22 protein-coding genes are annotated in these 25960 nt (G+C 64.7%); 15 read left to right on the top strand and 7 right to left on the bottom strand.

The window, feature by feature from the left end; genetic code table 11:
• Positions 1-54 precede the first annotated feature (54 nt).
• The 5 genes from PSAL_RS06130 to PSAL_RS06110 all read left to right on the top strand — a co-directional run bounded on the left by PSAL_RS06130 (position 55) and on the right by PSAL_RS06110 (position 5260).
• The gene (locus PSAL_RS06130; protein WP_119840624.1) at positions 55-3066 is read left to right on the top strand and encodes a sarcosine oxidase subunit alpha family protein; all 3012 of its coding nucleotides are present in this window, start codon (positions 55-57) and stop codon (positions 3064-3066) included.
• A complete protein-coding gene (locus PSAL_RS06125) occupies positions 3059-3649 on the top strand; it encodes a sarcosine oxidase subunit gamma (RefSeq protein WP_196222882.1) in 591 nt (196 codons plus the stop codon). Before PSAL_RS06130 ends, PSAL_RS06125 begins: the two co-directional genes overlap by 8 nt.
• A 150-nt stretch (positions 3650-3799) precedes the next feature.
• Positions 3800-4399, top strand: a complete 600-nt coding sequence (locus PSAL_RS06120; protein ID WP_119840622.1) for a superoxide dismutase — start codon at positions 3800-3802, stop codon at positions 4397-4399.
• Positions 4400-4571: 172 nt separating this feature from the next.
• Entirely contained in the window at positions 4572-4799 is a 228-nt protein-coding gene (locus PSAL_RS06115; RefSeq protein WP_119840621.1) for a hypothetical protein, read from the top strand.
• Positions 4799-5260 (top strand): host attachment family protein, encoded by a 462-nt coding sequence (locus PSAL_RS06110; protein WP_119840620.1) that lies wholly within the window; start codon positions 4799-4801, stop codon positions 5258-5260. Before PSAL_RS06115 ends, PSAL_RS06110 begins: the two co-directional genes overlap by 1 nt.
• Position 5261: 1 nt before the next feature.
• Here PSAL_RS06110 and PSAL_RS06105 read toward each other — a convergent pair whose 3' ends face one another.
• The gene (locus PSAL_RS06105) at positions 5262-5813 is read right to left on the bottom strand and encodes an LOG family protein (protein ID WP_119840619.1); all 552 of its coding nucleotides are present in this window, start codon (positions 5811-5813) and stop codon (positions 5262-5264) included.
• A gap of 153 nt (positions 5814-5966) precedes the next feature.
• Between PSAL_RS06105 and PSAL_RS06100 the strand changes: the two genes are divergently transcribed.
• Positions 5967-7244 (top strand): LysM peptidoglycan-binding domain-containing protein, encoded by a 1278-nt coding sequence (locus PSAL_RS06100; RefSeq protein WP_196222881.1) that lies wholly within the window; start codon positions 5967-5969, stop codon positions 7242-7244.
• Here the strand turns inward: PSAL_RS06100 and PSAL_RS06095 are convergent.
• Positions 7222-7596, bottom strand: a complete 375-nt coding sequence (locus tag PSAL_RS06095; RefSeq protein ID WP_119840731.1) for an ArsR/SmtB family transcription factor — start codon at positions 7594-7596, stop codon at positions 7222-7224. The two genes, PSAL_RS06100 and PSAL_RS06095, sit on opposite strands and share 23 nt — an antisense overlap.
• A 78-nt stretch (positions 7597-7674) precedes the next feature.
• Here PSAL_RS06095 and PSAL_RS06090 point away from each other — a divergent pair, with 78 nt between their 5' ends.
• Entirely contained in the window at positions 7675-9501 is a 1827-nt protein-coding gene (locus PSAL_RS06090; protein WP_119840617.1) for an ABCB family ABC transporter ATP-binding protein/permease, read from the top strand.
• Between the two features lie 126 nt (positions 9502-9627).
• On the opposite strand, the gene PSAL_RS06085 is transcribed toward PSAL_RS06090, so the two are convergent.
• The gene (locus tag PSAL_RS06085; RefSeq protein WP_119840616.1) at positions 9628-13188 is read right to left on the bottom strand and encodes an efflux RND transporter permease subunit; all 3561 of its coding nucleotides are present in this window, start codon (positions 13186-13188) and stop codon (positions 9628-9630) included.
• Entirely contained in the window at positions 13185-14507 is a 1323-nt protein-coding gene (locus PSAL_RS06080) for an efflux RND transporter periplasmic adaptor subunit (protein WP_119840730.1), read from the bottom strand. The genes PSAL_RS06085 and PSAL_RS06080 overlap by 4 nt, the downstream gene beginning before the upstream one ends.
• 286 nt (positions 14508-14793) lie before the next feature.
• Between PSAL_RS06080 and PSAL_RS06075 the strand changes: the two genes are divergently transcribed.
• The 3 genes from PSAL_RS06075 (at position 14794) to der (ending at position 18741) form a co-directional block, all read left to right on the top strand.
• Complete coding sequence (locus PSAL_RS06075) at positions 14794-15453, top strand: hypothetical protein (protein ID WP_119840615.1); 660 nt, start codon at positions 14794-14796, stop codon at positions 15451-15453.
• Positions 15454-15587: 134 nt separating this feature from the next.
• On the top strand, positions 15588-17048 hold the full coding sequence (locus PSAL_RS06070; RefSeq protein WP_231388631.1) for an outer membrane protein assembly factor BamB family protein: 1461 nt from the start codon (positions 15588-15590) through the stop codon (positions 17046-17048).
• 151 nt (positions 17049-17199) lie between these two features.
• Entirely contained in the window at positions 17200-18741 is a 1542-nt protein-coding gene (der, locus tag PSAL_RS06065; RefSeq protein WP_119840613.1) for a ribosome biogenesis GTPase Der, read from the top strand.
• On the opposite strand, the gene PSAL_RS06060 is transcribed toward der, so the two are convergent.
• The 3 genes from PSAL_RS06060 to PSAL_RS06050 all read right to left on the bottom strand — a co-directional run bounded on the left by PSAL_RS06060 (position 18738) and on the right by PSAL_RS06050 (position 21902).
• Positions 18738-19460 (bottom strand): hypothetical protein, encoded by a 723-nt coding sequence (locus PSAL_RS06060; protein ID WP_119840612.1) that lies wholly within the window; start codon positions 19458-19460, stop codon positions 18738-18740. The two genes, der and PSAL_RS06060, sit on opposite strands and share 4 nt — an antisense overlap.
• 109 nt (positions 19461-19569) lie before the next feature.
• Positions 19570-20862: a serine--tRNA ligase gene (gene serS, locus PSAL_RS06055; RefSeq protein WP_119840611.1), complete on the bottom strand. Its 1293-nt coding sequence runs from the start codon at positions 20860-20862 to the stop codon at positions 19570-19572.
• 167 nt (positions 20863-21029) lie between these two features.
• On the bottom strand, positions 21030-21902 hold the full coding sequence (locus tag PSAL_RS06050) for a pentapeptide repeat-containing protein (RefSeq protein WP_119840610.1): 873 nt from the start codon (positions 21900-21902) through the stop codon (positions 21030-21032).
• Between the two features lie 130 nt (positions 21903-22032).
• Here PSAL_RS06050 and PSAL_RS06045 point away from each other — a divergent pair, with 130 nt between their 5' ends.
• The 5 genes from PSAL_RS06045 to PSAL_RS06025 all read left to right on the top strand — a co-directional run bounded on the left by PSAL_RS06045 (position 22033) and on the right by PSAL_RS06025 (position 25952).
• The gene (locus tag PSAL_RS06045) at positions 22033-22179 is read left to right on the top strand and encodes a hypothetical protein (RefSeq protein WP_196222880.1); all 147 of its coding nucleotides are present in this window, start codon (positions 22033-22035) and stop codon (positions 22177-22179) included.
• A gap of 446 nt (positions 22180-22625) precedes the next feature.
• Positions 22626-22919: a preprotein translocase subunit YajC gene (gene yajC, locus PSAL_RS06040; protein WP_119840812.1), complete on the top strand. Its 294-nt coding sequence runs from the start codon at positions 22626-22628 to the stop codon at positions 22917-22919.
• 24 nt (positions 22920-22943) lie between these two features.
• Positions 22944-24575, top strand: coding sequence for a protein translocase subunit SecD (secD, locus tag PSAL_RS06035; protein WP_119840811.1), 1632 nt, complete (start codon positions 22944-22946; stop codon positions 24573-24575).
• 1 nt (position 24576) lies between these two features.
• Entirely contained in the window at positions 24577-25545 is a 969-nt protein-coding gene (gene secF / locus PSAL_RS06030; protein WP_119840810.1) for a protein translocase subunit SecF, read from the top strand.
• Between the two features lie 53 nt (positions 25546-25598).
• Positions 25599-25952 carry an Mth938-like domain-containing protein gene (locus PSAL_RS06025; protein WP_119840809.1) on the top strand — a complete coding sequence of 118 codons (354 nt, stop codon included), beginning with the start codon at positions 25599-25601 and terminating at the stop codon, positions 25950-25952.
• Positions 25953-25960 lie beyond the last annotated feature (8 nt).

Genomic DNA, 25960 nt, shown 5'->3' with positions numbered 1-25960 from the left:
AACAGGTTTCAAGACAATGGCCGGAAAAGACACGAACAAGGGAGCCATCGCGCAATGAGCAGCAGACTGGCACAGGGCGGACGCAGGATCGACCGCAACAAGAAGCTGGAATTCACCTTCAACGGCCGCCGTTTCAGTGGGTTCGAAGGTGATACTCTGGCCTCGGCGCTTCTGGCGAATGACCAGATGCTGATGGGGCGCAGTTTCAAGTATCACCGCCCGCGCGGCGTCGTCGCTTCGGGCGCCGAAGAGCCCAATGCACTGATGGGGCTGGGCCGGGACGGCCGGTTCGAACCCAACCAGCGCGCCACCACGCAGGAACTGTTCGACGGGCTGGAATCGCAAAGCCAGAATCACTGGCCGAGCCTTGAATTCGATGTCGGGGCGATCAACAGCAAGCTGTCGCGCTTCTTCCCGGCGGGTTTCTACTACAAGACCTTCATGGGGCCGCGGGCCTTCTGGAAGCATGTCTACGAACCGATCATCCGGGCCTCGGCCGGCTTGGGCAAGGCGCCGAAGGATCGCGACGCGGACCGATATGAACATCTTTATGCCCACGCCGATCTGCTGGTCATCGGCGGCGGTGTCGCAGGCCTGACAGCCGCGCTGGAGGCGGGGCGCACCGGCGCCCGCGTGATGCTGCTGGAACAGGGTGCACACTGGGGCGGTCGCGCCCCGGTGAGTGGGGGCGAGGTCGGGGGTACGTCGGTGGCCGATCATGTCACCGCAATGGTGGCCGAACTGACCGCGATGCCAAATGTCACCCTGCGGCTGCGCTGCATGGGGGCGGGGGTCTATGATCACGGCTATGTGCTGGGGTATGAACGGCTGACCGATCACCTTGGCGACAAGGCCGGGCCGCGTCACCGCTTGTGGCGCATCCGGGCGCGTCAGGTGATGGTGGCGACCGGCGCGATCGAACGCCCGATCGCCTTTGCGGGCAACGATGTTCCCGGCGTGATGCTGGCCGGGGCGCTGCGCGATTACATCTGCGATTACGGCGTGGCGGTCGGGGACCGTGTGGTCATCGTGACCAACAACGACGACGCCTATCGGACCGCCCTTGCAGTCAGGCAGGCCGGGCTGGACGTGGCGGCGGTGATCGACATGCGCCCGGCGGGCGGCGGCGCGTTGGCTTTCCAGGCCCGCGAAGCTGGCATCCGTGTCGAAAACGGCCGTGCCGTGGCCCATGTTTCGGGCGGCAAGCGGGTCACCGGCGTGGCGCTTTGCGCCCAGGCCGGGTCCGGCGCCGTGATCGAGGAAATCCCTTGCGACGCCGTGGCCATGTCCGGCGGATGGTCCCCGGCGGTGCACCTGTGGTCCCATTGCGGCGGCAAGCTGATCTGGGACGACGACCGCGCGATGTTCCGCCCCGACCCGTCCCGTGCCCCCACGGGCGGTGAAGGCACGCCCTTCGTGCTGACGGCCGGGGCGGCCAGTGGCGCGCAGACCCTGTCGGAAACCCTGGGCGATGCGGGCGAAGCCGGGCGCCTGGCCTGCGAACGCCTTGGCCTTGCGCCGGGCGATCACCAGCCCGCGCAGGTGACTGAGCCGGCCGAGATCCCGCTGGCCCCGGCCTGGGTCATGCCCGAAGGAGCGGATTACAAGCTGCGCTCGAAAAGCTGGCTCGATTTCCAGAACGACGTGAAGGTGACGGATGTCCAACTGGCGGCCGCCGAAGGCTTTGAAAGCGTCGAACATGCCAAGCGCTATACGACGCTCGGCATGGCGACGGATCAGGGTAAGCTGTCCAACATCAACGGTCTGGCGATCCTGTCCAAGGAACTGAACGTGACCATCCCCGAGGTCGGAACCACGACCTTCCGCCCGCCCTATACGCCGATCTCGATGGGTGCGATTGCCGGATCGGCGCGCGACGCGGCCTTCCAGCCGCTGCGCAAGACGCCGCTTTACGACTGGCACGAGGCCAACGGCGCCCACTGGGAACCGGTCGGCCATTGGCGGCGGCCCTATTGCTATCCCAAGGCGGGCGAAAGTCACGCCGATGCGGTCGCCCGCGAAGTGACGGCGGTGCGCGAACGGGTCGGGCTTCTGGATGCCTCGACCCTTGGCAAGCTGATCGTGCGCGGGCCGGATGCGGGCAAGTTCCTGGACCTCATCTACACCAACATGATGTCGACCCTGAAGCCGGGGCGCTGCCGCTACGGTCTGGTCTGCAACGAGAACGGCTTCCTGATGGATGACGGCGTCGTGGCGCGGCTGGATGAGCACAGCTTCCTTGTCCACACCACCACCGGCGGGGCCGAAAACGTCCATGCCCATATGGAGGAATGGTTGCAGACCGAATGGTGGGACCTGAAGGTCCACGTGGTCAACGTGACCGAGCAATACGCGCAGATCGCCGTTGTCGGCCCCCAGGCGCGGCAATTGCTCGAGGTGCTCGGCACGCCCGAAATTTCCGCCGAGGCGCTGCCCTTCATGGCCTGGGCCGACCGTCTGGTCGGGGGCATTCCGGTGCGGATCTACCGGATCTCCTTCTCGGGCGAGCTTAGCTATGAACTGGCCGTGCCCGCCGGGCAGGGCCGTGCGCTGTGGGATGAACTGGTCGCCGCCGGTCGCGGCTTTGACGCCGTGCCCTACGGGACCGAGGCGCTGCATGTGCTGCGCGCCGAAAAGGGCTTCATCATGATCGGGGATGAAACCGATGGCACGGTGATCCCGCAGGACCTTGGGCTGAACTGGGCGATTTCGAAGAAGAAGGACGATTTCATCGGCAAGCGCGGCCAGCTGCGCAGCCATTTCGAGGACGCCGAACGCTGGAAGCTGGTCGGGCTGGAAACTGTCGACGGCTCCGTGATCGAGGACGGCGCCTATATCCTCGACGTGGGTCAGAACGACAAGGATCAGCGCAACATGCAAGGTCGGGTCACCTCGACCTATCATTCGCCGACGCTGAACCGTGGCATCGCCATGGCGCTGCTGAAACGCGGACCCGAGCGGATGGGCGAGACGGTGGATGTCACCAAGCTGGCCGGCGGGTCGGTCAAGGCAAAGGTCGTGGACCCGGTGTTCTACGACAAGGCAGGAGAAAAGCAGAATGTCTGATCTGATGGGACCGGCCCCGGTAAATGCCCTGAACGGCGCGCATTTCGACGGCTACGTGCGTGTGACCGAAGAACCGCTGCGCGGCATGATCACCCTGCGCGGAGATCTGACCGACCAAAGCCTGCGCCGCGTGGCCACTGCCGTCACCGGCTGTGTCATGCCGGACCGGCGCGGGATCTCGGCACAGGGCGAGGCCGCCATCGCCTGGATGTCGCCCGATGAATTGCTGGTCAGCCTTCCGCTGGCCGAGACGGGCGCCGCCATGGCGCGCTTTGCTGCCGACATGAGCGACCCGGCCCTGAGCGCCGTCGAGGTCAGCCATGCCCGCAGCCTGTTTTCGCTGATCGGACCGGATGGTCTGGTGCGCGAGGTCATCGCCAAGCTGGCCCCGGTGGACATGGATCCGGACGCCTTCGCCATCGGGGAAATCCGCCGCACGCATCTGGGTCAGGTCGCCGCCGCCTTCTGGTGCCCGGTCCCCGGCCGGATCGAACTGGTCTGCTTCCGCTCCGTTGCCGAATATGTCTTTACCATCCTTTGCGATGCGGCACGCGAAGACGGGATCGTCGGGCTTTACGGCTGATCCCCGCCCACCGGCCCTTTCCCGCAGCTTGCAGAGGGCCAAGGGGTGCCTGTGCAGGAAAGCTGGGGGAAATGCCCTTGACCTTCGGGGGCGAGGAATACCATCTATGCCGCAGAGAATTTGTTAACTCCAAGCAAAGGAGGCCCCAAAATGGCTTTTGAACTTCCCGATCTTCCTTATGCCCACGACGCACTTGCCGATCTCGGCATGTCCAAGGAAACGCTGGAATATCACCACGACATTCACCACAAGGCCTATGTCGACAACGGCAACAAGGCGATTGCCGGGACCGAGTGGGAAGGCAAATCCGTCGAAGAGATCATCAAGGGCACCTACGACGCGAACGCCGTCGCCCAGAACGGTATCTTCAACAACGCCTCGCAGTTCTGGAACCACAACCAGTTCTGGGAAATGATGGGTCCGGGCACCTCGGCCATGCCGGGCGAGCTTGAAAAGGCGCTGGTCGAAGCCTTCGGGTCGGTCGACAAGTTCAAGGAAGATTTCTCGGCCGCGGGTGCCGGCCAGTTCGGCTCCGGCTGGGCCTGGCTCGTCAAGGACACCGATGGCAGCCTGAAGGTCACCAAGACCGAAAACGGCGTCAACCCGCTGTGCTTCGGCCAGACCGCTCTGCTGGGTTGCGACGTGTGGGAACACTCCTACTACATCGACTTCCGCAACAAGCGTCCCGCCTACCTGTCGAACTTCCTCGACAAGCTGGTGAACTGGGAAAACGTCGCCTCGCGTATGTGAGCGTCGGCTTCTACCTGATTGAAACGGCGCGGGTTTTCCCGCGCCGTTTTGCGTTTCAGTGCCCCGGTTCCCTTCGCGGCGGTCAGGCGCCGATCCGATATGCGCAAGGGAACGGATGGCGACCGGGGCGCGTTTCATCCCTGCAACGCACGTAAAGAAAGTGAGGAGCAAGATGGCCGAACGCGTCAGATCGAAGGACGGCAGCCGCGACACCGAGGAGATCCTTGGCGAAGCCCCCGAGAACATGGAACCTGCAGGTCAGCAGGGTCGCAAGGGCGGCGAATTGCAGACCAAGGTCGGTACCCGCGACGAAAAGAAGGGCCTCGACACCACGCCGGGCGAACATACCCGGCCCCTGGCCCAGGATCAGAACGGTTCCGGCGACAAGGAGAAGGTGTAATGACCGATATTCCCAATGATTGCTGGGTCATGGTGGCCGACGGCGAAAAGGCGATCTTTCTGCGCAACATCACCGATGCCGAGAACCCCAACCTTGAGGTGATCCGCAAGGAAGAGCAGGAAAACCCCTCGGACCGTGAACAAAGCGCCAATCGCCCCGGTCGCAAGTCCGACAACGGCGTCGGCCAACGCTCTGCCATGGATGACACCGACTGGCACGAGCTTGCGAAGGAACGCTTTGCCGACGAGATGGCGGATATCCTCTATCGTCTGGCGCATCGCGGGGCCTTCGACAAGATCGTGCTGGTCGCGCCGCCCAAGACCCTGGGCGAACTGCGCAAGTCGATCCACAAGGAAGTCGCGGACAAGGTGATCGGCGAAGTGCCCAAGAGCCTGACCAATCACCCGGTCCCCGAAATCGAAAAGCTGCTGAAGGCCGAGATGGCCGAGGCAAGCAGCTGATTTAAGGCAGCAACTGGCCGAGGGCGTTCAGCGCGCCCTCGGCATCTCCAACCGGCGTGATCATTTCCGCCACGGCCCGGTCGGTGAACCCCTGGGTGACGATGTTCTCGATCATGTCCAGCAGGGGATCCCAGTACCCGTCCACGTTGACCAGCACGATGGGCTTGGCATGCAGACCCAACTGGCGCCAGGTCAGCACCTCGAAGAATTCATCCAGCGTTCCGCCGCCGCCCGGCAGGACGACCACGGCGTCGGAATTGACGAACATGACCTTCTTGCGTTCGTGCATCGTCTCGGTGACAACGAACCGGGTGAGGTCGCGCTTGCCGACTTCCCAGTCCAGCAGGTGGGTGGGGATCACGCCAAAGGTCTCGGCCCCCGCAGTTTGGGCCGCACGGGCCACTTCGCCCATCAGCCCCACATCGCCGGCCCCGTAGACCAGCCGCCAGTCGCGCGGCGCCAGCCCGGCCCCAAGCGCGCGGGCTTCCTGCACATAAGCCGGGTTCACGCCTGGGCGTGAGCCGCAATAGACACAGATGGATGCTTTTGTCATTTCAAACGGCCCCTTGGGTTCAATGTCTTTTGACCGGTGATAGCCTTGTTGATATGAGTGCTCAACCGCCCGGATGGGCGCGCTGCATGAGGACTATCGGGGACATCTGTCGTGAAACTTGCGGAGAACTTTGGTTTGCCAGCCTTTGCCGTCGTGGCAGGGGGACTTGCGACCGGCGGTGCCGCGATCTTTTTCGGCTGGATCGGCCCGCAGGATGGCGGGAAGCCGGCGCCCGCCCCGGCCAGCGAAATCGCGACAGAAGTGGACGCCCCGCAGCCCGCGCCGGACGCCGCAGAAGCCCGACAGTTGGCCGCTGTCACGCCGCCTGAAACCGCCGCACAGGCCGCGGAAATCCCGCCCGAAGATGCCGCCGTTTCCGATGACTTGTCTCCTGATCCCGTCGCCCCGGTAGCGGAAGAGATTGCCGAACCCGCCGCGCCTGTGCCGGTCCCCGACGTCGAAGCGGAGCAGACCGCCGTCGCCCCCAGCTTCGACATCGTGCGGATGGAAGGCGACGGGACCGCGCTGGTCGCAGGGCAGGCGGCACCCAATACCTCGGTTTCGATCCAACTGGACGGGGTGGAAATCGACCGCTCGCTCGCCGGGGCCGATGGGCGCTTTGTCAGTTTTCTGGATATCACCCCGGGGCAGGCTGCTCAGGTCATGACGCTTCAGGGCGTCGGCGCCGATGGCATCGCCGATACGCTGGCCGATCAGCAGGTGATCCTGGCCCCTGTGGTTACAGCGGCGGCGCAGCCCGCAACCACGTCGGAAGCCGAACCCGAAATCGCCGCCTTGGCGGCAGAGACACCGCAAGCCACCGACAGTCCGGCCAGCCCGGTCGAACCCGCGGGTTCTGTCGAGGCGCCGCAGGTTGTCGCCGCTGCGGCCCCGGTGCCAACGGTTCTCATGGCCGAAGGCGACGGCGTTCAGGTGCTGCAACAATCGGATGCGCCCACCGGAATCAGCGGTGTCGAGCTGAGCACGATTGCCTATGACGCCAATGGTGCCGTGGTCCTCAGCGGGTTGGCGCGACCCGGTGGTTACGTGCGCTGTTACCTCGACGGCATCTTGCGCGCGACGGTCGATGTTGGCGCCTCAGGAGAATGGGAGTCCCGCCTGACCGAGGTCGAGCCGGGCGTCTACAGCCTGCGTCTGGACGAGGTGGATGACGCCGGTGAGGTGCTGAGCCGGGTCGAGACGCCCTTTGAACGCGAAACCCCCGAACGTATCGCCGCCGCGCAGACCGCCGCGCTAGGGCCGGCGGAACAGGTGACGATCCAGCCCGGCAATACGCTTTGGGCGATCGCGCGGGACAGCTATGGGCAGGGCGTGCTTTATGTGCGCGTCTTCGAGGCCAACCGCGAGCTGATCCGCAACCCGCATCTGATCTATCCGGGACAGGTGTTCACTCTTCCAGCGGCAGATTGAACGGCTTGGCCTGCGGCGTCACGGCGCGATGCGTCATGACGTTCAGGCAGCAGGACCGCACGCCGGGATCGTCTCCGCAGCAATCCGACAGCAGGTAACCAATGGTCCCGCCAAGCCGCGCGGGCCGGGCGCTGTAGAAGACCATCCGCCCCTTGCGCTCGGGCGAGACCAGCCCGGCCTGTTCCAGCACGTTCAGATGAAATGACAGCCGCGAGGCCGAAACCGCGATTTGCTGCGCGATCTGCCCGGCGGGGGCGCCGGTGGTGCCGTGAGGCACCAGAAAGCGCATAATATCCAGCCGCGTCTCGTTGGCGAGGGCGGCGAGACAGTCGAGAACGTCCTGGCGCTGCATGTTTTCAACCATTCATGTAGTGTTGAACTATTCGGACGTTAAGTTATATGTGCCGCGCGGACAAGAGGAGAGCCAGGGATGAGCCCACGCCATTCGGAAGTGACAACCACGGAGATGCCGAAGAACAGCGGGCGGATCGTGGCGCGTGTCTGGCCCTATCTCTGGCCGAAGGAACATGCCTGGGTCCGTCGCCGCGTCAGCTGGGCGCTGGTGGTGCTGTTTCTGGCAAAGCTGATCGCCGTGGGGACGCCGTTTCTGTACAAGGCCGGGGTGGATTCCCTGGCCGAGGATGGCGGGGACAGCGCGGCATGGATGCTCAGCATCGGGGCCATCGGGCTGACCGTCGCCTACGGGATGGCCCGGCTGATGTCGGTCGGGTTCCAGCAGTTGCGAGACGTGATCTTTGCGCGGGTCGGGCAGCGGGCGCTGCGGTCGCTCGCGCTTGAGACCTTCGTGCATATTCACCGCCTGTCGATGCGCTATCACCTGACGCGCAAGACCGGCGGGTTGAGCCGGATCATCGAACGTGGGGTGAAGGGCATCGAATTTCTGCTGCGCTTCATGCTGTTTTCCATCGGGCCGCTGATCCTGGAATTGCTGATGATCGCGGTGGTCCTCGCCGTGGTTTTCGACGTCACCTATGTTGTCGTGGTCGCTGCGGTCATCGCGCTTTACACCCTGTTCACGTTCAAGGTGACCGAATGGCGGGTGAAACTGCGCAAGGAGATGAACGACCAGGATACCGATGCCAACCAGAAGGCGGTCGACAGCCTGCTGAACTTCGAGACGGTCAAGTATTTCGGCGCCGAGGCCCGCGAGGCCCGGCGTTATGACCATGCCCAGGCCGGGTATGAGGCCGCATCGCTGAAGACCGCCTATTCGCTGGCCTTCCTGAACTTCGGGCAAAGCGTGCTGATCACCGCCGGCCTTGTCGGGGTCATGGTGATGGCGGCCATGGGCGTACAGAACGGCACCCTGACCGTCGGGGATTTCGTTCTGGTCAACAGCTACATGATCCAGATAACCATGCCGCTCAACATGCTCGGCACCGTCTACCGTGAGATCCGCCAGAGCCTTGTGGACATGGGAGAGATGTTCCTGCTGCTCGATCAGCCTGCAGAGGTCGAGAACAAGCCGGGCGCCAGGCGGATCGAGGTTTCGGGCGGCGAAGTGGTGCTGGACGATGTGCACTTTTCCTATGATCCCGAGCGCGAGATCCTGAAGGGTGTCAGCCTGCGGGTCGCACCGGGTCAGAAGGTGGCGCTGGTCGGGTCCTCCGGTTCCGGGAAGTCCACCATCGGGCGGTTGCTGTTCCGCTTTTACGACGTCAGTGGCGGGGCGATCCGCATCGACGGGCAGGATTTGCGCGACGTGACCCAGGACAGCTTGCATGACGTGATCGGCGTGGTGCCCCAGGACACGGTGCTGTTCAACGATACGGTCGGCTACAACATCGCCTATGGCCGCGAACATGCCACCCCGGAAGAGATTACCGGCGCGGCGCAGGCGGCGCAGATCCACGATTTCATCATGTCGCTGCCCGAAGGTTACGAGACGAAGGTGGGGGAGCGCGGGCTGAAGCTGTCCGGCGGGGAAAAGCAGCGCGTGGGGATCGCCCGGACACTGCTGAAGAACCCGCCGATCCTGCTGCTGGACGAGGCGACCAGTGCGCTGGATACCGATACGGAGCGCGAGATCCAGTCGGCGCTGAACCGCGCGGGTGAGGGGCGCACTGTGCTGACCATCGCGCACCGCCTGTCGACGATCGCGGATGCGGACCGGATCGTGGTGCTGGAAAAGGGGCTGGTGGTCGAAGAGGGCACCCATGCCGACCTTCTGGCGCGCAACGGGCGCTATGCAGCGCTTTGGGCGCGGCAATCGGCGGAGGCCGAAGAGGCGGCCTGATGTCGGATTAAGGTCATACTTGGGGGAAGAGGGGCTCTGCCCCGTCTCCCTGCGGGAGACTCCCCGGGATATTTGGAACAGGGAAACATCTGGGCCTGCGCGGGGGGAACCGCGCGGGTCCTTTTGCTATTCGGCGGCGCGGGCGATATGGGGGTGCGCCTGGGCGGCGTCCTCGAGCGGCCAGAGGATTTCGGGGTGGCGGACACGTCGGGCAGCGCGGCGCAGGGCCCAGTCGCGGGCGGCCTGCGAGGAGCGTCCCAGGGACAGAGAGGCCAGACCGCGCGCGATCCAGAGAAGATAGTGCCCCGCCCAGACGCGCAGGGCCAGCATGGAGGGTGTGAAGACGAGGGTCAGCACGGTGGCGATGCCGAGGCCGAAGACCACCGCCGTGGCCAGTTGTTTCCACCAGAGCGCCGTCGGGCTGTCGATGGAATAGCCCCCCCCGAAGAAGTCGAGCGAGAGGCCGAACATCATCGGGGCGAGGCCGGCCATGGTGGTGACGGTGGTCAGCAGCACCGGGCGGATGCGGTCTTCGGCGGTACGTATGATTGCCTCGATCCGCGGCATATAGGCGGAATATTCCTGGTAGGTGTCGATCAGCACGATGTTGTTGTTCACCACGATGCCGGCAAGGGCGACAATTCCGGTACCGGTCATGATGATGGAAAAGGCCTGATCCATGACCAGCATGCCGATCAGCACGCCCGCCGTCGACATGATCACCGCCAGCAGCACCAGCACCGAGTTGTAGAAGCTGTTGAACTGGGCCAGCAGGATGATGAACATCAGTGCGAGCGAGGCCGAGAAGGCCGTCATCAGGAAGGTCTCGGATTCCGCCTGGTCTTCCTGATCTCCGGTCCATTCATAGGTGATGCCCGCCGGCAGGGCGCCGCTTTCGAGCCATTCGGTGAGCACTTCGATGCGTTCGTTCGGGGTCATCGGGACCTCGATGGTTTCGCCGCTGCGCGGGGCTGTGGTGGTGGTCATGAGGCCCGTGGCGACGCCCGCCTTCACGTCGAAGAAGCGGGTCTGGTCGACGCGCTTGATCTGCGCCAGTTTCTTGACCGGCTTGCGGGTGATGAAGTTCGACAGCGGCACCAGCCCTTCGGTGGTGCGCACCTTTAGGGTGTCGAGGGTGGACAGCACCCGGTCCTCTTCGGGCAGGCGCAGTCGGATCGAGATTTCCTCGTCCGAGGTTTCCACCGGCATGGTGTCAAGCTCGAGCCCTTGGGTGATCAGCTGGACCATGGCGCCGACCGTGGCGACATCGGCGCCGTAGCGGCCGGCCTTTTCGACATCGACGTCAATCTGCCAGTCGATGCCGGGCAGGGGCAGGGTGTCTTCGATCAGGGTCAGGCCTTCGGTCTGGTCGAAACGGGCGCGGGCCAGTTCGGTGGCCGCGATCAGGTCGTCCCAGTTGTCGCCCTTCAGTCGCAGGTGCACGGGCTTGGAGGAGGCCGGCCCGGCGTCACCGGCGAGGATTTCGATCCTGATGCCGGGGACCTGTTCGGCGGCGGCGGTAAGCTCGTCGATGACGGTGTTGCCGTCAAGCTCGGGGCGGTCGGTACGGTCTTCCCAGGCGATGATCTCAAGGTTGATCTGGCCGATGGTGTCGAGGGGCGGTTCCGCGCCGCCGGTGTTGGAATCGAGCCCGCCTTCGCCGGCAAAGGCAAAGGCGCTTTTCACGCCCGGGTGGCGCAGGATGATCTGTTCGACCTCGCGCACCAGCGCGTCCTTCTGGTCGAGCGACAGGTTGCCGCGCGCGCGGACATAGACGATGGCCTGTTCGGGCTCGCTTTCGACGAAGAATTCGACGCCCTTCTGGTGCTGGCCGTAGTAGGCGAAAGTGGCGAAGACGAAGCCTATGACGGCGGCGACAGTGACCAGCGGCATGATCGGGTTGGCGGTGATCGCCCACATGACCCAGCCGAAGGGCGTGCGGCGGCGGGTGCGCACGGCGCCGCCCTGATCGGGCCGGCGCACTGCGCCCATGGTGATCGAGGCGGCGAAGCTGGCGATCAGGAACAGCGCGATACCGGGCAGGGCGGCAGTGGGGCCGGAGGGGGCCGCGCCGCCGAGGTAGCCCGGATTGATCGTCAGCATGGCACCGATGTACATGCCGTATATCGTCACCGGCACCAGCAGTGCGCGCAGCCAGAACGGGAAGGCCCGGCGCATCCAGGTCGAGGACCTGTCGAAAGCGCGGGCCATCCTGCCGATGACCCCGCCCATCACCGGCAGGTAGATCAGCGCCACGATGAGCGAGGCCGACAGCACGAAGATCAGCGTGACCGGCAGCATGCCCATGAACTGCCCCACCACGCCGGGCCAGAACAGCATCGGCAGGAAGGCGCAGAGCGTCGTCGCTGTCGAGGACACCACCGGCCAGAACATCCGCTTGGCGGCTTCGACATAGGCATGCATCGGCCCGGTACCTTCGGAGATCCGCTTGTCGGCGTATTCGACCACCACGATGGCGCCGTCGACCAGCATCCCCACGGCCAGGATCAGCCCGAACATCACGATATTGGACACCGTGATCCCCATGATCGACAGCAGTACGAAGCACAGCAGGAAGGAGGTCGGGATAGAGAAGCCGACAAGGATCGCCGGGCGCGGGCCGAGGGCGGCCAGCACCACGATCATTACCAGCGCGATGGCGGTCAGGACCGAGCCTTCCAGCTGGTCGACCATGGAGCCGACGACGCGGCTCTGGTCGTTGGAACTGCCGACGTGGACGGCGGCCTTCATCTCTTCGGGCCAGGCGGCGGCGGAGTCTTCGACGATCGCGCGCACGGCGGCGGCGGTGTCGATGATGTTGTAGCCCTTGCGCTTGACCACCTGCAGCGCGACCGTCGTGTCCCCGTTGAAGCGCGCGGTGCCGGTGCGGTCCTCATAGGTCATGCGGATGGTGGCCAGATCGCCAAGCGTCACCACGCGGTTGCCGTTCAGCTTGACCGGCAGGTTGTAGATATCCTGAATCTCGTCAAAGGAGCCGGGGATCTTGACGGCGAATGTCCCCGCGGCGCTGTCGACCTCGCCGGCGGCGATAAGCTGGTTGTTGTTCTGCACCACGGCCAGCAATTCGGCTGCCGTGACGTTGTAGCTTTCCAGCCGCAGGGGGTCGATGACGACCTCGACCATTTCGTCGCGGTTACCGGCGATCCCGGCTTCCAGCACGGAATCCAGGGTTTCGATCTTTTCCTGCAGATCTTCGGCGATGCGGGCCATGGTGCGTTCGGGCACCGCCCCGGTCAGGTTCACGATCAGGATAGGGAATTCGGAAAAGTTGATCTCGTTCACCGAATAGCTGTCGTAGCCGGTGGGAAACTTGGCCTCGGCCTTGCCCATGGCGTCGCGGACATCGGCCATGGTTTCGGTCTTGTTCCAGCCGAATTCGAATTCCAGCGCCACGCCTGCATAGCCTTCTGCTGCGGTCGAGGTCATGGTCTTCAGCCCGTCGAGATCGGCGAATTCGGCCTCCATCGGCTTGACCAGCAGGGTCTCGCTGTCCTCGGCGGAAATGCCGAGGAAGGGGACCGAAACGAACAGCGCCGGGATCTCGATATCCGGTTCGCCTTCCTTGGGCAGGGTGGCATAGGAATATCCCCCCGCCAGCAGGGACAGGGCGATGAAGGCCAGGATCATCCGGGCGCGCGAGGCGGCCCAGTCGATGAGGCCGGTCATTGCCCCGCCTCGCCCGGCATGTCGAAGGAGGCGATCACCGGCACGCCGGCAACCACGTATTCCTGCCCGATCACGATCACATCGGCGGTTTCGGGCAGGCCGGTGACCCAGATGCCCGCGCCACTGTCGCGGATGATCTCGACCGGGGCAAAGGCGGTCAGGCTGTCGGCGTCGACCATGCGCACGCCGAGCACGCCGTCATCGTTCAGCGTCAGCGCCGATTGCGGCACCAGATGCGCCTGCAGGCCCGCGCCTTCGATCATGATCGCGGCCGTCTGGCCGTCGCGGATGCGCAGGTCGGGGTTGGGTACGGCGATTTCGACCCGGAAGGTGCGCGTGGTGGGATCGGCAGACCGGGACAGGAAGGTGACCTGACCCGCGACCTGGGTTCCCCCGGCGGTCAGTTCGGCCCGCGCGGTGGCGCCAAGGCCGGCACGTTCCACGTCGATTTCGGGCAGGTAGCCGACCAGAATGATCGGATCGAGGTCGAACAGCGTTGCGCAAAGTCCGCCCGCCTGCAGGAAGGAGCCGATTTCCGCCGTGTCGCTTTCAAGGATGCCATCGAAGGGCGCGTGGATTTCAAGCCGTTCGATTTCCTTTTCGGCCGTGGCGACGCTGGCCTGAGCCCCGCGGATCGTGGCCTGGGCCGAGGTCAGCCCGGCCTGCGCGGCAGACAGCGTGGCCTCGGCGGCGCGCACGGCCGCCCGGCGGCCCGCAAGGGTGGTGGAGGACGTGAAGCCGCCCTCGCTCAGCTTGTCGGCGGCGGTAAAGTTGATTTCGGCCTCTTCCAGCAGCGCTTCGGCCTCGGCGACACGGGCAGCGGCGGTGGGAACGCTGGCTTCGGCCTCGGCCAGACGCGCCTCGGCTTCGGCCCGGGCGGCCTCGCGGGTGCCGGCATCCAGTTGACACAGCAGATCGCCGTCGCTGACCAGCGTGCCGCGCGGCAGCGGGGCCGAGGTGACGGAAGAACTGGTTTCGGCGCGCAGTTCCACCTGCCGGGCCGCTTCGGTCTGACCCCGCAGCAGGATTGCATTGTCCAGATGGGTCGCAGCACTGTGCATGGCGACGACGCGGATCGGGCGGGGCGCATCCGGAGCGGTTGCGGCGGCAGGCTCAGCCGGTTCAGATGATGCATTGGTATCGACAGGGGGGGCTTCGGCGGCCTCGGCGGTTGCCAGCGTCGGTTCGTCGCGGGCGATGGCCAGCGCGGTTCCCAGCCCTTCGCCACGGGCGAAGGCCATCAGCGCGTCCCGCTCGATCAGCACCACATAGAGAATTGCCACTACGAGAACAGCAGAAAGGAATGAAATAATACGCATGATCCGCACCTGATGTTTCACGCAAAGTTGCAACCCGGGTTAGAGAGGGCGCAGGACAATACAAGTCTTTTGAGGAAAGAAACTGAACTATTGGTCTCACCTTGGCGAATCCGCTGCTGCAGCGCAACATTTTTGGTGTCGCACCCGGGGCGGACCTGACCCTGCGGGCCAGTTCGGGCCAGTTCGGGGCAGGGCACCGCCGCCGGGGGACATGCGCGCAGGCAGCGGGCTTGGCAGGGGCGGGGGGCTGGGTTAAGAGGGGCGCAAATTCCACGGGAGGCCCGGCGTGAGCGACAGTGACAGTTTCATTGAAGAGGTGAATGACGAGCTTCGGCGCGACCGGCTTTTCGGTGCCATCCGGCGCTATGGCTGGATCGTCGTGCTGGTTGTCCTGGCCATCGTCGCGGGCGCGACCTGGAATGAATATTCCAAGGCCCGTGCAGCCGCCAGCGCCCAGGCCTTCGGTGATGCGATCCTGGCGGCGCTGGAAAACGACAGCGCCGGGGACCGGATCGCGGCGCTGCAACAGATCGAGACCGATGACGCGGGCCAGGTGGCCCTGATCGGCTTCATCGCGTCATCCGAAGCGGCTGCCGAAGGCGACGATTCTGCCGGTGCGGCGGATCTGCTGGCCAATGTCGGCGGCGAGGGGCTGAACCCGATCTATCAGCAGCTCGCGACCTTCAAGCGGCTGATGCTGGAAACCGACAGCATGGAACCGGCCGACCGGCGCGAAGGCTTTCGTCAGCTGGCGGCACCGGGTGCGCCCCTGCGCCTGCTGGCCGAAGAGCAGATTGCCCTGACCTATGTCGAGGAAGGGGATAACGAAAAGGCATTGGAAACCTTGCAGTCCATTCAGGCGGATGCCGAGGCGACGCAGGGCTTGCAACAGCGTACAAGTCAGTTGATTGTGGCCCTGGGCGGCACACCGGCCGAGGCGGGCTGACAGGGTTCGATGCGCGGGTCGGACAGGACACCGCGCGGGTAACTCCTTGATGCGACAAGATTGAAGCGACAAGAGCCTCGAAACCGGATTATCCGGAAACGCGGCATTAGATGGCGTCAAGACGAAGGGCGGGCATGGCAAAGGCAGTGACGAAATCCCATAACTCGGGGCCAGTGGCTGACACCGGGCAAGTGGTGCAATCGGACCATTCGGTGCAATCCGCACAAGTTGGGCGTTCAAGGGCCTTCGGGTCTGCGGCGCGGGGCCGCAAGCCGGTCGGACACGCGGCGATTGTCGCGGCAGTTGCGGGGCTCATGGCCCTGTCGGCCTGCACGGAGCGCGAGATCCTGCTGAGCGGGCCGCGCGAAGATCTGCACGCCGTCACGGGCGACACCGCAGCCCAGGAAGCCCCGCCCGTCAACCGGGCCGAGCCGATTTCGCTGCCGGCGATTTCCGCCAATGCGGATTGGACCCAAGGCGCGGGATCGCCCGCCACACGGACCTCCAACGCGGCACTTGGCGCCAATGCGCAGGAAATCTGGGCCGTCTCCGTCGGAGAGGGCGAGACCCGCAAATCCGAGATCACCGCCGATCCGGTCGTTGCCGCGGGACGTGTCTTTGCCATGGATGCGGGGGCCAGTGTCACGGCCGTCACGCCTGGTGGACAAACCTTGTGGAGCCGCGACCTGACCCCGGTGCAGGACCGCGCCGGCGAAGCCTCGGGCGGCGGTCTGGCCTACGCCAACGGGCGGCTGTTCGTCGCTTCGGGTTATGGTATGCTGACGGCGCTTGATCCGGCCAGCGGCGCGGTTCTATGGCAACAGAAGCTGGGGGCTTCGGCCACTGGCGCGCCCTCGGCCTACGGCGACCTCGTCTATGTCACGGCCGGCGAAGAAGAGGGCTGGGCGATCAATCAATCCGATGGCCGGGTGCAGTGGCAAACCAGTGCCACCCCCGACATCAACAACCTGTCCGGCGCGCCCAGCCCGGCGGTCAACGACCAATACGTGATCTTCGGCTTCGGGTCGGGCGAGTTGCGTGCTGCCTTCCGGCGCGGGGGTCTGGGGATCTGGGCCGCACCCATCTCGGGGCGGCGCGAGGGCTTTGCGCGCTCCAACATCAGCGACATCACGGGCGATCCGGTGATCTCGGGCAACACGGTCTTTGCGGGGAACCAGTCCGGGCGCATGGTCGCCCTGCAACTGGCAAACGGCGAACGCCTCTGGACCGCCGACGAGGGCCCGATGAATCCGGTCTGGCCGGCGGGCAATTCGGTCTTCCTGCTGTCGGACGAGAACAAGCTGATCCGCCTGAGCGCCAGCAGCGGCGAACGGATCTGGGCGGTCGATCTGCCCTTCTTCACCGGCACGAAGCCCAAGAAGCAGGAACAGGTCTATGCCCATTATGGCCCGATCCTGGCTGGCGGTCGTCTGGTCACCGCATCCAGCGACGGGTTGGTGCGTTTCTTTGATCCGGTCTCCGGTGCCCTGACACGCAGTCTTCCGATCGAAGGCGGCGCGGCCTCGGCTCCGGTTGTCGCGGGCGGTATTCTTTATGTGGTCTCGCGCGACGGTGTGCTGCACGCCTACCGCTAGGCGGCGGCCCGCCTGCGTGACCTGAGAAACGGAACGACCGGACGCGGGGGCCACCCCCGCGCTTGAAGCGCAGGGCGGGCTCAGATCCGCCCTTTCGCAAGTCTGCGCTTTGGTGTATCTGCCCCGGTCTAACCCCTGCGAGGCGCAATCCATGTCCTTCACCCTTGCCATTGTCGGCCGTCCCAACGTCGGCAAGTCGACCCTGTTCAACCGCTTGGTCGGCAAGAAGATCGCCCTGGTCGATGACCAGCCCGGCGTGACCCGCGACCTGCGCGAAGGTGCGGCGCGGCTGGGGGACATCGAATTCACCGTGATCGACACCGCCGGCCTCGAAGAAGCCACCGACGAAAGCCTGCAGGGCCGGATGCGCAAGCTGACCGAACGCGCCGTCGACATGGCCGATGTCTGCCTGTTCATGATCGACGCCCGCGCCGGTGTGACCCCGACCGACCAGCTATTCGCCGAGATCCTGCGCAAGCGGGCCCCGCGCGTGATCCTGGGCTGCAACAAGTCCGAAGGCCGCGCCGCCGACGCCGGCGTGATCGAGGCCTATGGCCTCGGCCTTGGCGAACCGCTGCGCATCTCGGCCGAACACGGCGAAGGCATGTCCGAGCTCTACTCCATGCTGATGCCGATCTCGGACGAATTCGAGGAACGCGCGGCCCTGGCCGAAACCTTCGCGCCCCAGCTCGATGTCGACCTGCGCGAGGAAGACGGGACCGAGGAAGAAGACGAAGCCGCCTGGCGCCCGACCGCAGAACGGCCGCTACAGGTCGCCGTCGTCGGCCGCCCGAACGCCGGGAAATCCACGCTGATCAACAAGATCGTCGGCGAAGAGCGTCTGCTGACCGGACCCGAGGCGGGGATCACGCGGGATTCGATCTCGCTTCGCGTCGACTGGGACGGGGTGCCGGTGAAGATCTTCGACACCGCCGGCATGCGCAAGAAGGCCAAGGTGCAGGACAAGGTCGAGAAGCTGTCGGTTTCCGACGGTCTGCGTGCGGTCAAGTTCGCAGAGGTCGTCGTGGTGCTGCTGGATGCCGCCATTCCGTTTGAACAACAGGACCTGCGGATCGCGGACCTTGCCGAGCGCGAAGGCCGCGCCGTGGTCATCGCGGTCAACAAGTGGGACATCGAGGACGAGAAGCAGGAAAAGCTGAAGGCGCTGAAGGAAAGCTTTGAACGTCTTCTGCCCCAACTTCGCGGCGCGCCGCTGATTACCGTGTCGGCCAAGACGGGCCGTGGCCTCGACCGTCTGCAGGCGGCCATCATCAAGGCACACGAAACCTGGAACCGCCGTGTTTCGACCGGCAAGCTGAACCGCTGGCTGCAGGCGATGCTGGAACAGCACCCGCCCCCCGCGCCGGGCGGTCACCGGATCAAGCTGCGCTACATGACCCAGGCCAAGACCCGGCCGCCGGGCTTCGTCGTGATGTGCTCGCACCCCGACAAGATGCCGGCCAGCTATTCGCGCTATCTCGTGAACGGCCTGCGCGGCGATTTCGACATGCCCGGCACGCCGATCCGGCTGACCATGCGCGGGCAGGGGGATCGCAACCCCTACCAGAACAAGACGAAATCGACCCCGTCCCGGCTGCGCAAGCACCTTGGGAAGGCGCCTGCGGATGCCAAGCCGAAGAAGCGCGGTTCGCGTCCCTCGGGCGGCAAGCCTTTGGGGCGCAAGCCCTCCTAAACGGCGCGGCGGAACCTTTCGAGGTTCTGCCACCCCACCGGGATGAGCACGACGAAGATCACGGCGGCCACGGCCGCGAAGATCCAGCGCCCCGCGATCAGGTTGTCCGCGACGATGCCGCCCAATGCCCAGAGCATGGCCAGCACGTAGAAGGGATAGCGCCCGCCGATCCGCGCGACGGCTATGGCGATCCAGCTTGCCACGATCAGGAAGGCTCCGTGCACCACCAGCACCGGCGTCGCGCCGTATCCGGTGGCGACCACGGCGGTGCCGACATTGGCCGCCGCCGTCAGCCAGCCCGCGTAAAGGCCGACCGGTGCCTGCAACCAGAACCGATCCTTCACCGGCACCAGGAACAGCGCCCAGAGCGCCGTGCCCAGCATGGCCCAGATCATCAGCGTGGCCCAGATGGGCGAGGCATTGGCGGTGGGGATCCACATGGCCCCCAGAACCAGGCTCGCCAGCAGCGGCCAGCGGGCGCGGTCCCAGGCGGGATCCTCGGCGCGCCGCAACAGGCCAAAGACGCCCATCACGATCAGCCAGCCGTAGATCACCGTCCAGATCACCGCGAAGGTCAGGCCAAGCGGCTGGATCGGCGGGTCGTTCTGCGGGATCGGGAACTGATCGCCGGTGAAGCCGGAAAAGCCCGACGACAGCACGGGCGACAGTGCAAAGGCGACGACCGCCAGTAGCACCAGGATGGCCTTGATCCGCGGCATGTGAATTCTCCCTTGTCTTTCGGACATATGCTTCATGCATACTACGCGAAAGGCCGGGGGTTGGTTCACCCCCGGCCTTCATAATGTCGTGTCTCGCGGGGGCGCCTTGTCAGGCCAGCGTGCCCTCGACCGTGAGGGTCAGCTTGCCGCCAAGGTAGGGCGACAGGACCTCGGGCAGGGTGACGGAGCCATCGGCGTTCTGACCGTTCTCCAGCACCGCGATCAGGCAGCGCCCGACAGCAAGGCCCGAGCCGTTCAGCGTGTGCACGAAGCCGGGTTTGCCGCCCTCGGCAGGCTTGAAGCGGGCGTTCATGCGCCGCGCCTGGAAGTCGCCGCAGACCGAGACGGAGGAGATCTCGCGGTAGGTATCCTGCCCCGGCAGCCAGACCTCGATGTCATGGGTGCGGCGCGCGCCGAAGCCGATGTCGCCGGTGCAAAGCACCACGGTGCGATAGGCCAGACCGAGCCGTTCCAGGATGCCTTCGGCGCATGTCGTCATGCGGTCCAGCTCGTCCCGGGACTTGTCGGGATGGGTGATCGAAACCATCTCGACCTTCTCGAACTGGTGCTGGCGCAGCATGCCGGCGGTGTCGCGCCCGGCCGAGCCCGCTTCGGAACGGAAGCACTGCGTGTGCGCGACATAGCGGCGCGGCAGGTAGCTTTCCTCGATCGTGCAGTCGTTCACGATATTGGTCAGCGGCACCTCGGCGGTCGGCACCAGCCACCAGCCGTTGGTGGTCTGATAGCTGTCTTCGCCGAACTTCGGCAACTGGCCGGTGCCGCGCATCATCTCTTCGCGCACCAGCACCGGGGTCCAGGTCTCGGTCAGGCCGTTTTCCTCGACATGGGTGTTCAGCATGAACTGCGCCAGCGCCCGGTGGATGCGCGCGACCGCGCCCGAGAGCACGACGAAGCGGCTGCCCGACAGCTTGGCGGCGGTTTCAAAATCCATGCCGTTCCTGACGGAGGGCAGGTCGTAATGCTCGAGCGCCTTGAAGTCGAAGGCGGGCGGGGTGCCCTTGCGGTGCATCTCGACGTTCTCGGATTCGTCGGCGCCATCGGGCGTGTCGTCGAAGGGCAGGTTGGGGATGCCCATCAGCAGGTCGATCAGCTGGGCGTCCAGGTCCTTGGCCTCGGCCTGTAGTTGCGCGACTTCTTCCTTCTTGCCGGCGACCAGCGCGCGCAGGCGTTCGAATTCGGCCTCGTCGCCGCTGGCCTTGGCCTTGCCGACTTCCTTGGAGGCCTTGTTCTGCTCGGCCTGCGCGGTCTCGGCGGCATTGATCCGGGCGCGACGGGTTTCGTCGAGCGCAAGGATGTCAGACGACAGCGGCGAACTTCCACGGCGGGACAGGGCGGCATCGAAAGCGGCCGGGTTGTCGCGGATGGTGCGGATGTCATGCATGTCTTGCACTCCTTGGGATGAGATTCGTGCAGGGGTTATGCCGGATTCCTTCCGGAATGGTAACCGGAAGGTGCGAGGGGCGCAGGGGCGTCGGTGCGCATCGTATTGAGGGCATGGGACAAAGGGATTTTGGGCGGGGGGCGGGGTGGTGCGTGTGAACACGCATCTTAAGGGCGGAGGTTCTCGATGGGTGGTGTGTAGGCTTCCGGGTCGGCCTGCCACTTCTGCCATTCATTCCGGAATTCTCCGGGATCCAATTCGAATGTCGGCCACTTTTCTGGCCAACCTTCCTGTCCCGGCCGTGCCCCGGAGGGCAAGCTTACCGAAGCGTCGCCGAAAAGGGACGTAAGGTGACCGGTGATCTGGGGTACATTTGATAAGTCGACGTTCTTGACCGCGGCGCCCCGAAAATCAGCCCGTGCCAAGGAGGTTTTAATGTCGAGCTGAGCACCCCAGAGGTCCGCCGCCTGCAACTTCGCGTCCTCGAGATTCGCCCCCTGCAACTGCGCGCCCCCGAGGTCCGCCCCCTGCAACTGCGCGCCCCCGAGCTTCGCCCCAAGCAACGTCGCGTCCACGAGGTGCGCCCCTTGCATACGCGCGCCCGAGAGGTTCGCCTTTTCAAGGTTCCGCCCGAAGAGATCGAGCTTGGTTGCCTCCAACCGCTCAAGGCCAAGCACATATGGCGGTGTGGCGATCGCTTCGTGGGCCTTGCGGGTTGGATCCCGATCTTCGATGACCTTCAGCGCCATGTCCAGATCCAGCCGGAGCGGCGTTGAGGCCGACCCGCCCCATTCCCGCCACTTCTCCGGGCTGGCATCCTCTGCCGGCATCGCGATCTGCCGTCCGCCGATATTCTCCCGGACATAGGCACAAAGGATCTTCATGATCTGGATGTGATCGCGGGCACTGTCCTGCGCAATGCGTTCCAGCGAGAGGATCGCGCCGATGCGGACTTCCAGGTTTGGCTCGGTGCTTTCCAAGGTCTCCCTTTCGACAAGGGGGCGTGCTGTCCGGACCAAGGGCAGGGACTGGATTTCCATCGGCGTCACGGACCCATTTCCTGTCGGCCTCCGGCCTGCCGGTCTTCTGATAGCGTGGCGTCTCGATCACGCGCTTTACCATCTTCTCCGCTCCCAGCCCCTCGACCGCCTTGTTGATCCGGTCGGTGATGTGGCCCTGTTCCGTCACATCGACCTGCTTCTGGGCGACGATGCTTCGCCATATCAGAAAGGGCACGCCGAGGATCGCCGCAAGGGCGAGGCCGGTATTTCGGATTGCCTCGTGCTGCGTAGTGCCGTCTTCCAGACCAACACCTAAAAGTGCAGAGAACGTCTCGAACAGGACCAAGCCAGCGAGGGCTAGGACCGTTCCAAACAAGATGAAACCAAATGTCTTGCCTAGGCAGCGAGCGCGGGAAAAGTCTGGCTCGGTCGGGAGGCCAAGCCAGTCGAACAGATCTTTGGTGTTCTTTGCCATGCGCCAATCCCCACATTCACCGTTCCACAGCGTCAACCACCCTGCGATGCGTGGCAAGCCCATGGCAGCGTTCAAGCCCGGAAACACCGAGGCATGACTGAATTGATCCAACGACCAGTCGGATGCGGCGCACCAGCCCGACACCGCTCACCGAAACGTGGTCAAGGTGGAGCCCCCGAAAGCCCCACTGGCCCCCCATCCATCCTTGCAATCCCGCCCCCTCGCACATAGGTTCCGGCGAAATTCGCGGGCTTGGCCCGTCAGCACACAGCCAGAAGGAACCTTGAATGGACCCCGCAGCACTTGGACAGTTTTTGCCCCTCATCCTGATCTTCGCGATCATGTATTTCCTGCTGATCCGTCCCCAGCAGAAAAAGATGAAGGACCACAAGGCGATGGTCGAAGGCGTACGGCGTGGCGACCAGGTGATCACCCAGGGCGGCATCATCGGCAAGGTCTCCAAGGTCAAGGAAGACGGCGAAGTCGAAGTCGAGATTGCCGAAGGCGTCAAGGTCCGTGTCGTGAAATCGACGCTGTCCAATGTCATTTCGAAAACCGAGCCGGCCGCGGAAGCGAAATAAGCCAGTCGCGAAAGGGTCAGCAATATGCTGCAGATCGAAACGTGGAAACGGGTCCTGATCTGGGGGCTTGTCGCCCTCGGTCTGGTGCTGGCCCTTCCGAATGTCTTCTACCCGCGGGTGGAACGATATAACGATGAAGTGAGCGCCGGGAGCACGGGGACAGGCTGGCCTTCCTTCCTGCCCTCTGGTCTCGTCAACCTGGGCCTCGACCTGCGGGGCGGGGCGCATCTGCTGGCCGAAGTGCGGGTGGCGGATGTCTATGAAACCCGGATGCAGGGACTCTGGCCGGATGTGCGCAACCTGTTGCGCGATCAGCGTGACAGCGTCGGTACCATCCGTCTGCTGCCCTCGGACGGCGGCGAACTGAAGGTGCGCATCGGCTCCCCCGACGGCATGGATGACGCGATCCGCACGGTGCGCAGCCTGGCGCAGCCGGTCGTGTCACTGACCGGTGCCGGGGCCACGGATATCGAGGTTTCGGGCACCGGCGACGTGCTGACTGTCAACCTGTCCGAAGCCGAGCGCACGGCGATGGACGACCGTACCGTCCGCCAAAGCCTTGAAATTATTCGCCGTCGTATCGACGAGGTCGGGACCCGCGAACCCACGATCCAGCGTCAGGGTCAGGATCGTATCCTGATCGAGGTGCCGGGCGTTGGCTCCGCCGACGAGCTGAAAGAGATCATCGGCACCACCGCGCAACTCAGCTTCCAACCGGTCGTGCGCCGTGGCGTCAGCGAAGATGCCTCGGCCTCTGCCGGCGAAGAAATCCTGCCGTCGCTGGATGAACCGGGCGTCTTCTACCTGCTGGAAACCGCGCCCGTGGTTTCGGGCGAGGCGCTGACCGACGCGCAGCCGACCTTCGACCAGAACGGGCGCGCTGCAGTCAGCTTCCGCTTCAATCCCTCGGGGGCGCGCAAGTTCGGCGACTACACCGCGCAGAACATCGGCAATCCCTTCGCGATCGTCCTGGATGACGAGGTCATCTCGGCCCCGGTAATCCAGGCCCATATCGCGGGCGGCTCGGGCATCATCACCGGCAACTTCTCGGTCGAGGAAAGTACCAACCTAGCTGTCCTGCTGCGCGCCGGGGCGCTGCCTGCGGGGCTTGATTTCCTCGAGGAACGCACCATTGGGCCGGAACTGGGCGCCGACAGCATCCAGGCAGGCAAGATCGCCTGTATCGTGGCCGGGATCGCGGTGCTGGTCTTCATGGCGCTCAGCTATGGCCTGTTCGGGATCTTCGCCAATATCGCGCTGATCCTGAACGTCGGGCTGATCTTCGGCATCCTGAGCATGATCGGCGCGACGCTGACCTTGCCGGGGATCGCGGGCATCGTGCTGACCATCGGCATGGCGGTCGACGCCAACGTGCTGGTGTTCGAACGCATCCGCGAGGAAAGCAAGACCGCCAAGGGTCCGGCGCGGGCCATCGAGCTTGGCTATGACCGCGCGCTCTCGGCGATCGTGGATGCCAATATCACCACCTTTATCGTGGCGGCGATCCTCTTCGTGCTTGGCTCCGGCCCGGTGCGGGGCTTTTCGGTGACGCTGGCCATCGGCATCCTGACCTCGGTGTTTACCGCGATCTGGATCACCCGACTGCTGATCGTTACATGGTTCGAACGGGCTCGGCCCAAGAAGATCGAGGTCTGAGATGCGGCTGAAACTAATTCCCGACAACACGAAGATCGACTTCTTCAAATACCGTGGTCTGACCTTCGGGATTTCCTGTGCGGCCATGGTCGCCTCGGTCGTGCTGTGGCTGGTGATGGGTCTGAACTTCGGCATCGATTTTCGGGGCGGTACGACGATCCGCACGGAAAGCGAAAGCGCGGTGTCCGTGGCCGATTACCGGACCGCGCTGGACGGGCTCGAGCTGGGCGACGTGGTGATCTCCGAGATTTTCGATCCCACGTTCAGCGGGGATCAGCACGTTGCCTCGATCCGCATCCAGGCCCAGGACGAGACCGAAAGCGCCTCGGCCGAGGTCATTTCCCGTGTCGAAACCGCGCTGCAGGAGGTTGATCCCACGATCCGCTTCACCAGCGTCGAAAGCGTTGGACCCAAGGTGTCGGGCGAGCTGGTAAAGACCGCCTTCCTGGCCGTGGCAGCATCTCTGGCGGCGATCCTGTTCTACATCTGGCTGCGGTTCGAATGGCAATTCTCGCTTGGGGCGGTCTTTGCGCTGTTCCACGATGTGCTTGTTACCATCGGGATCTTCGCGCTGTTCCAGATCCGCTTTGACCTGGCGACCATCGCGGCGCTGCTGACGATCATCGGCTACTCGATCAACGACACGGTGGTGATCTTCGACCGGCTGCGGGAAAACCTGCGCAAGTTCAAGACGATGCCGCTGGTCGAGGTGATGAACGTTTCGGTGAACGAAACCCTGTCGCGCACGATCATGACCTCCGGTACCACGCTGATCGCCCTGATCGCGCTGCTGGTCCTGGGCGGAGACGTGATCCGCGGATTCGTCTTTGCCATCACCTGGGGGGTGGTCATTGGGACATATTCCTCGGTCTACGTGGCCAAGAACGTGGTGCTTTGGTTCGGGGTGAAACGCGACTGGACCAAACCGGACAAGAACGCCGGAAACCAGTTCGCCAATATCGACGCCTGATTCCCGGGCCGCCGGCGCTATCCGGCGGCCCTGCCGCAAGAAATGGGGGCTCAATGCACCTGGTCGAGATCAATTACGACAATGCCCGGCCCATCGACGGTTATGGGCCGGGGTTTTTCCGCGTTGCGGGTCAGGTCATGACGGCACCGCTGATCGTCACGGCCGACGACACCGCGCCCTGGAGCGGCTATGAAGACAGCGCCGCCTTGCTGGCGCTGGCGGGGCAGGTTGACGTCTTGTTCATTGGAACGGGACCGACGCTGACGCCACTCCCGAAAGACCTGCGCGACAGGCTCGATGACGCCGGGATCGGAACCGAGATCATGACCTCCGACGCTGCCTGCCGGACCTTCAACGTCTTGCTGTCCGAAGGCCGGCGCGTCGCGGCCGCCCTGTTGAGCGTCTGACGTCGGGG

Origin of the sequence: Pseudooceanicola algae, assembly GCF_003590145.2 — a bacterium.
Taxonomy (GTDB): domain Bacteria; phylum Pseudomonadota; class Alphaproteobacteria; order Rhodobacterales; family Rhodobacteraceae; genus Pseudooceanicola; species Pseudooceanicola algae.
This window is presented reverse-complemented; position numbering and strand designations above follow the sequence as displayed.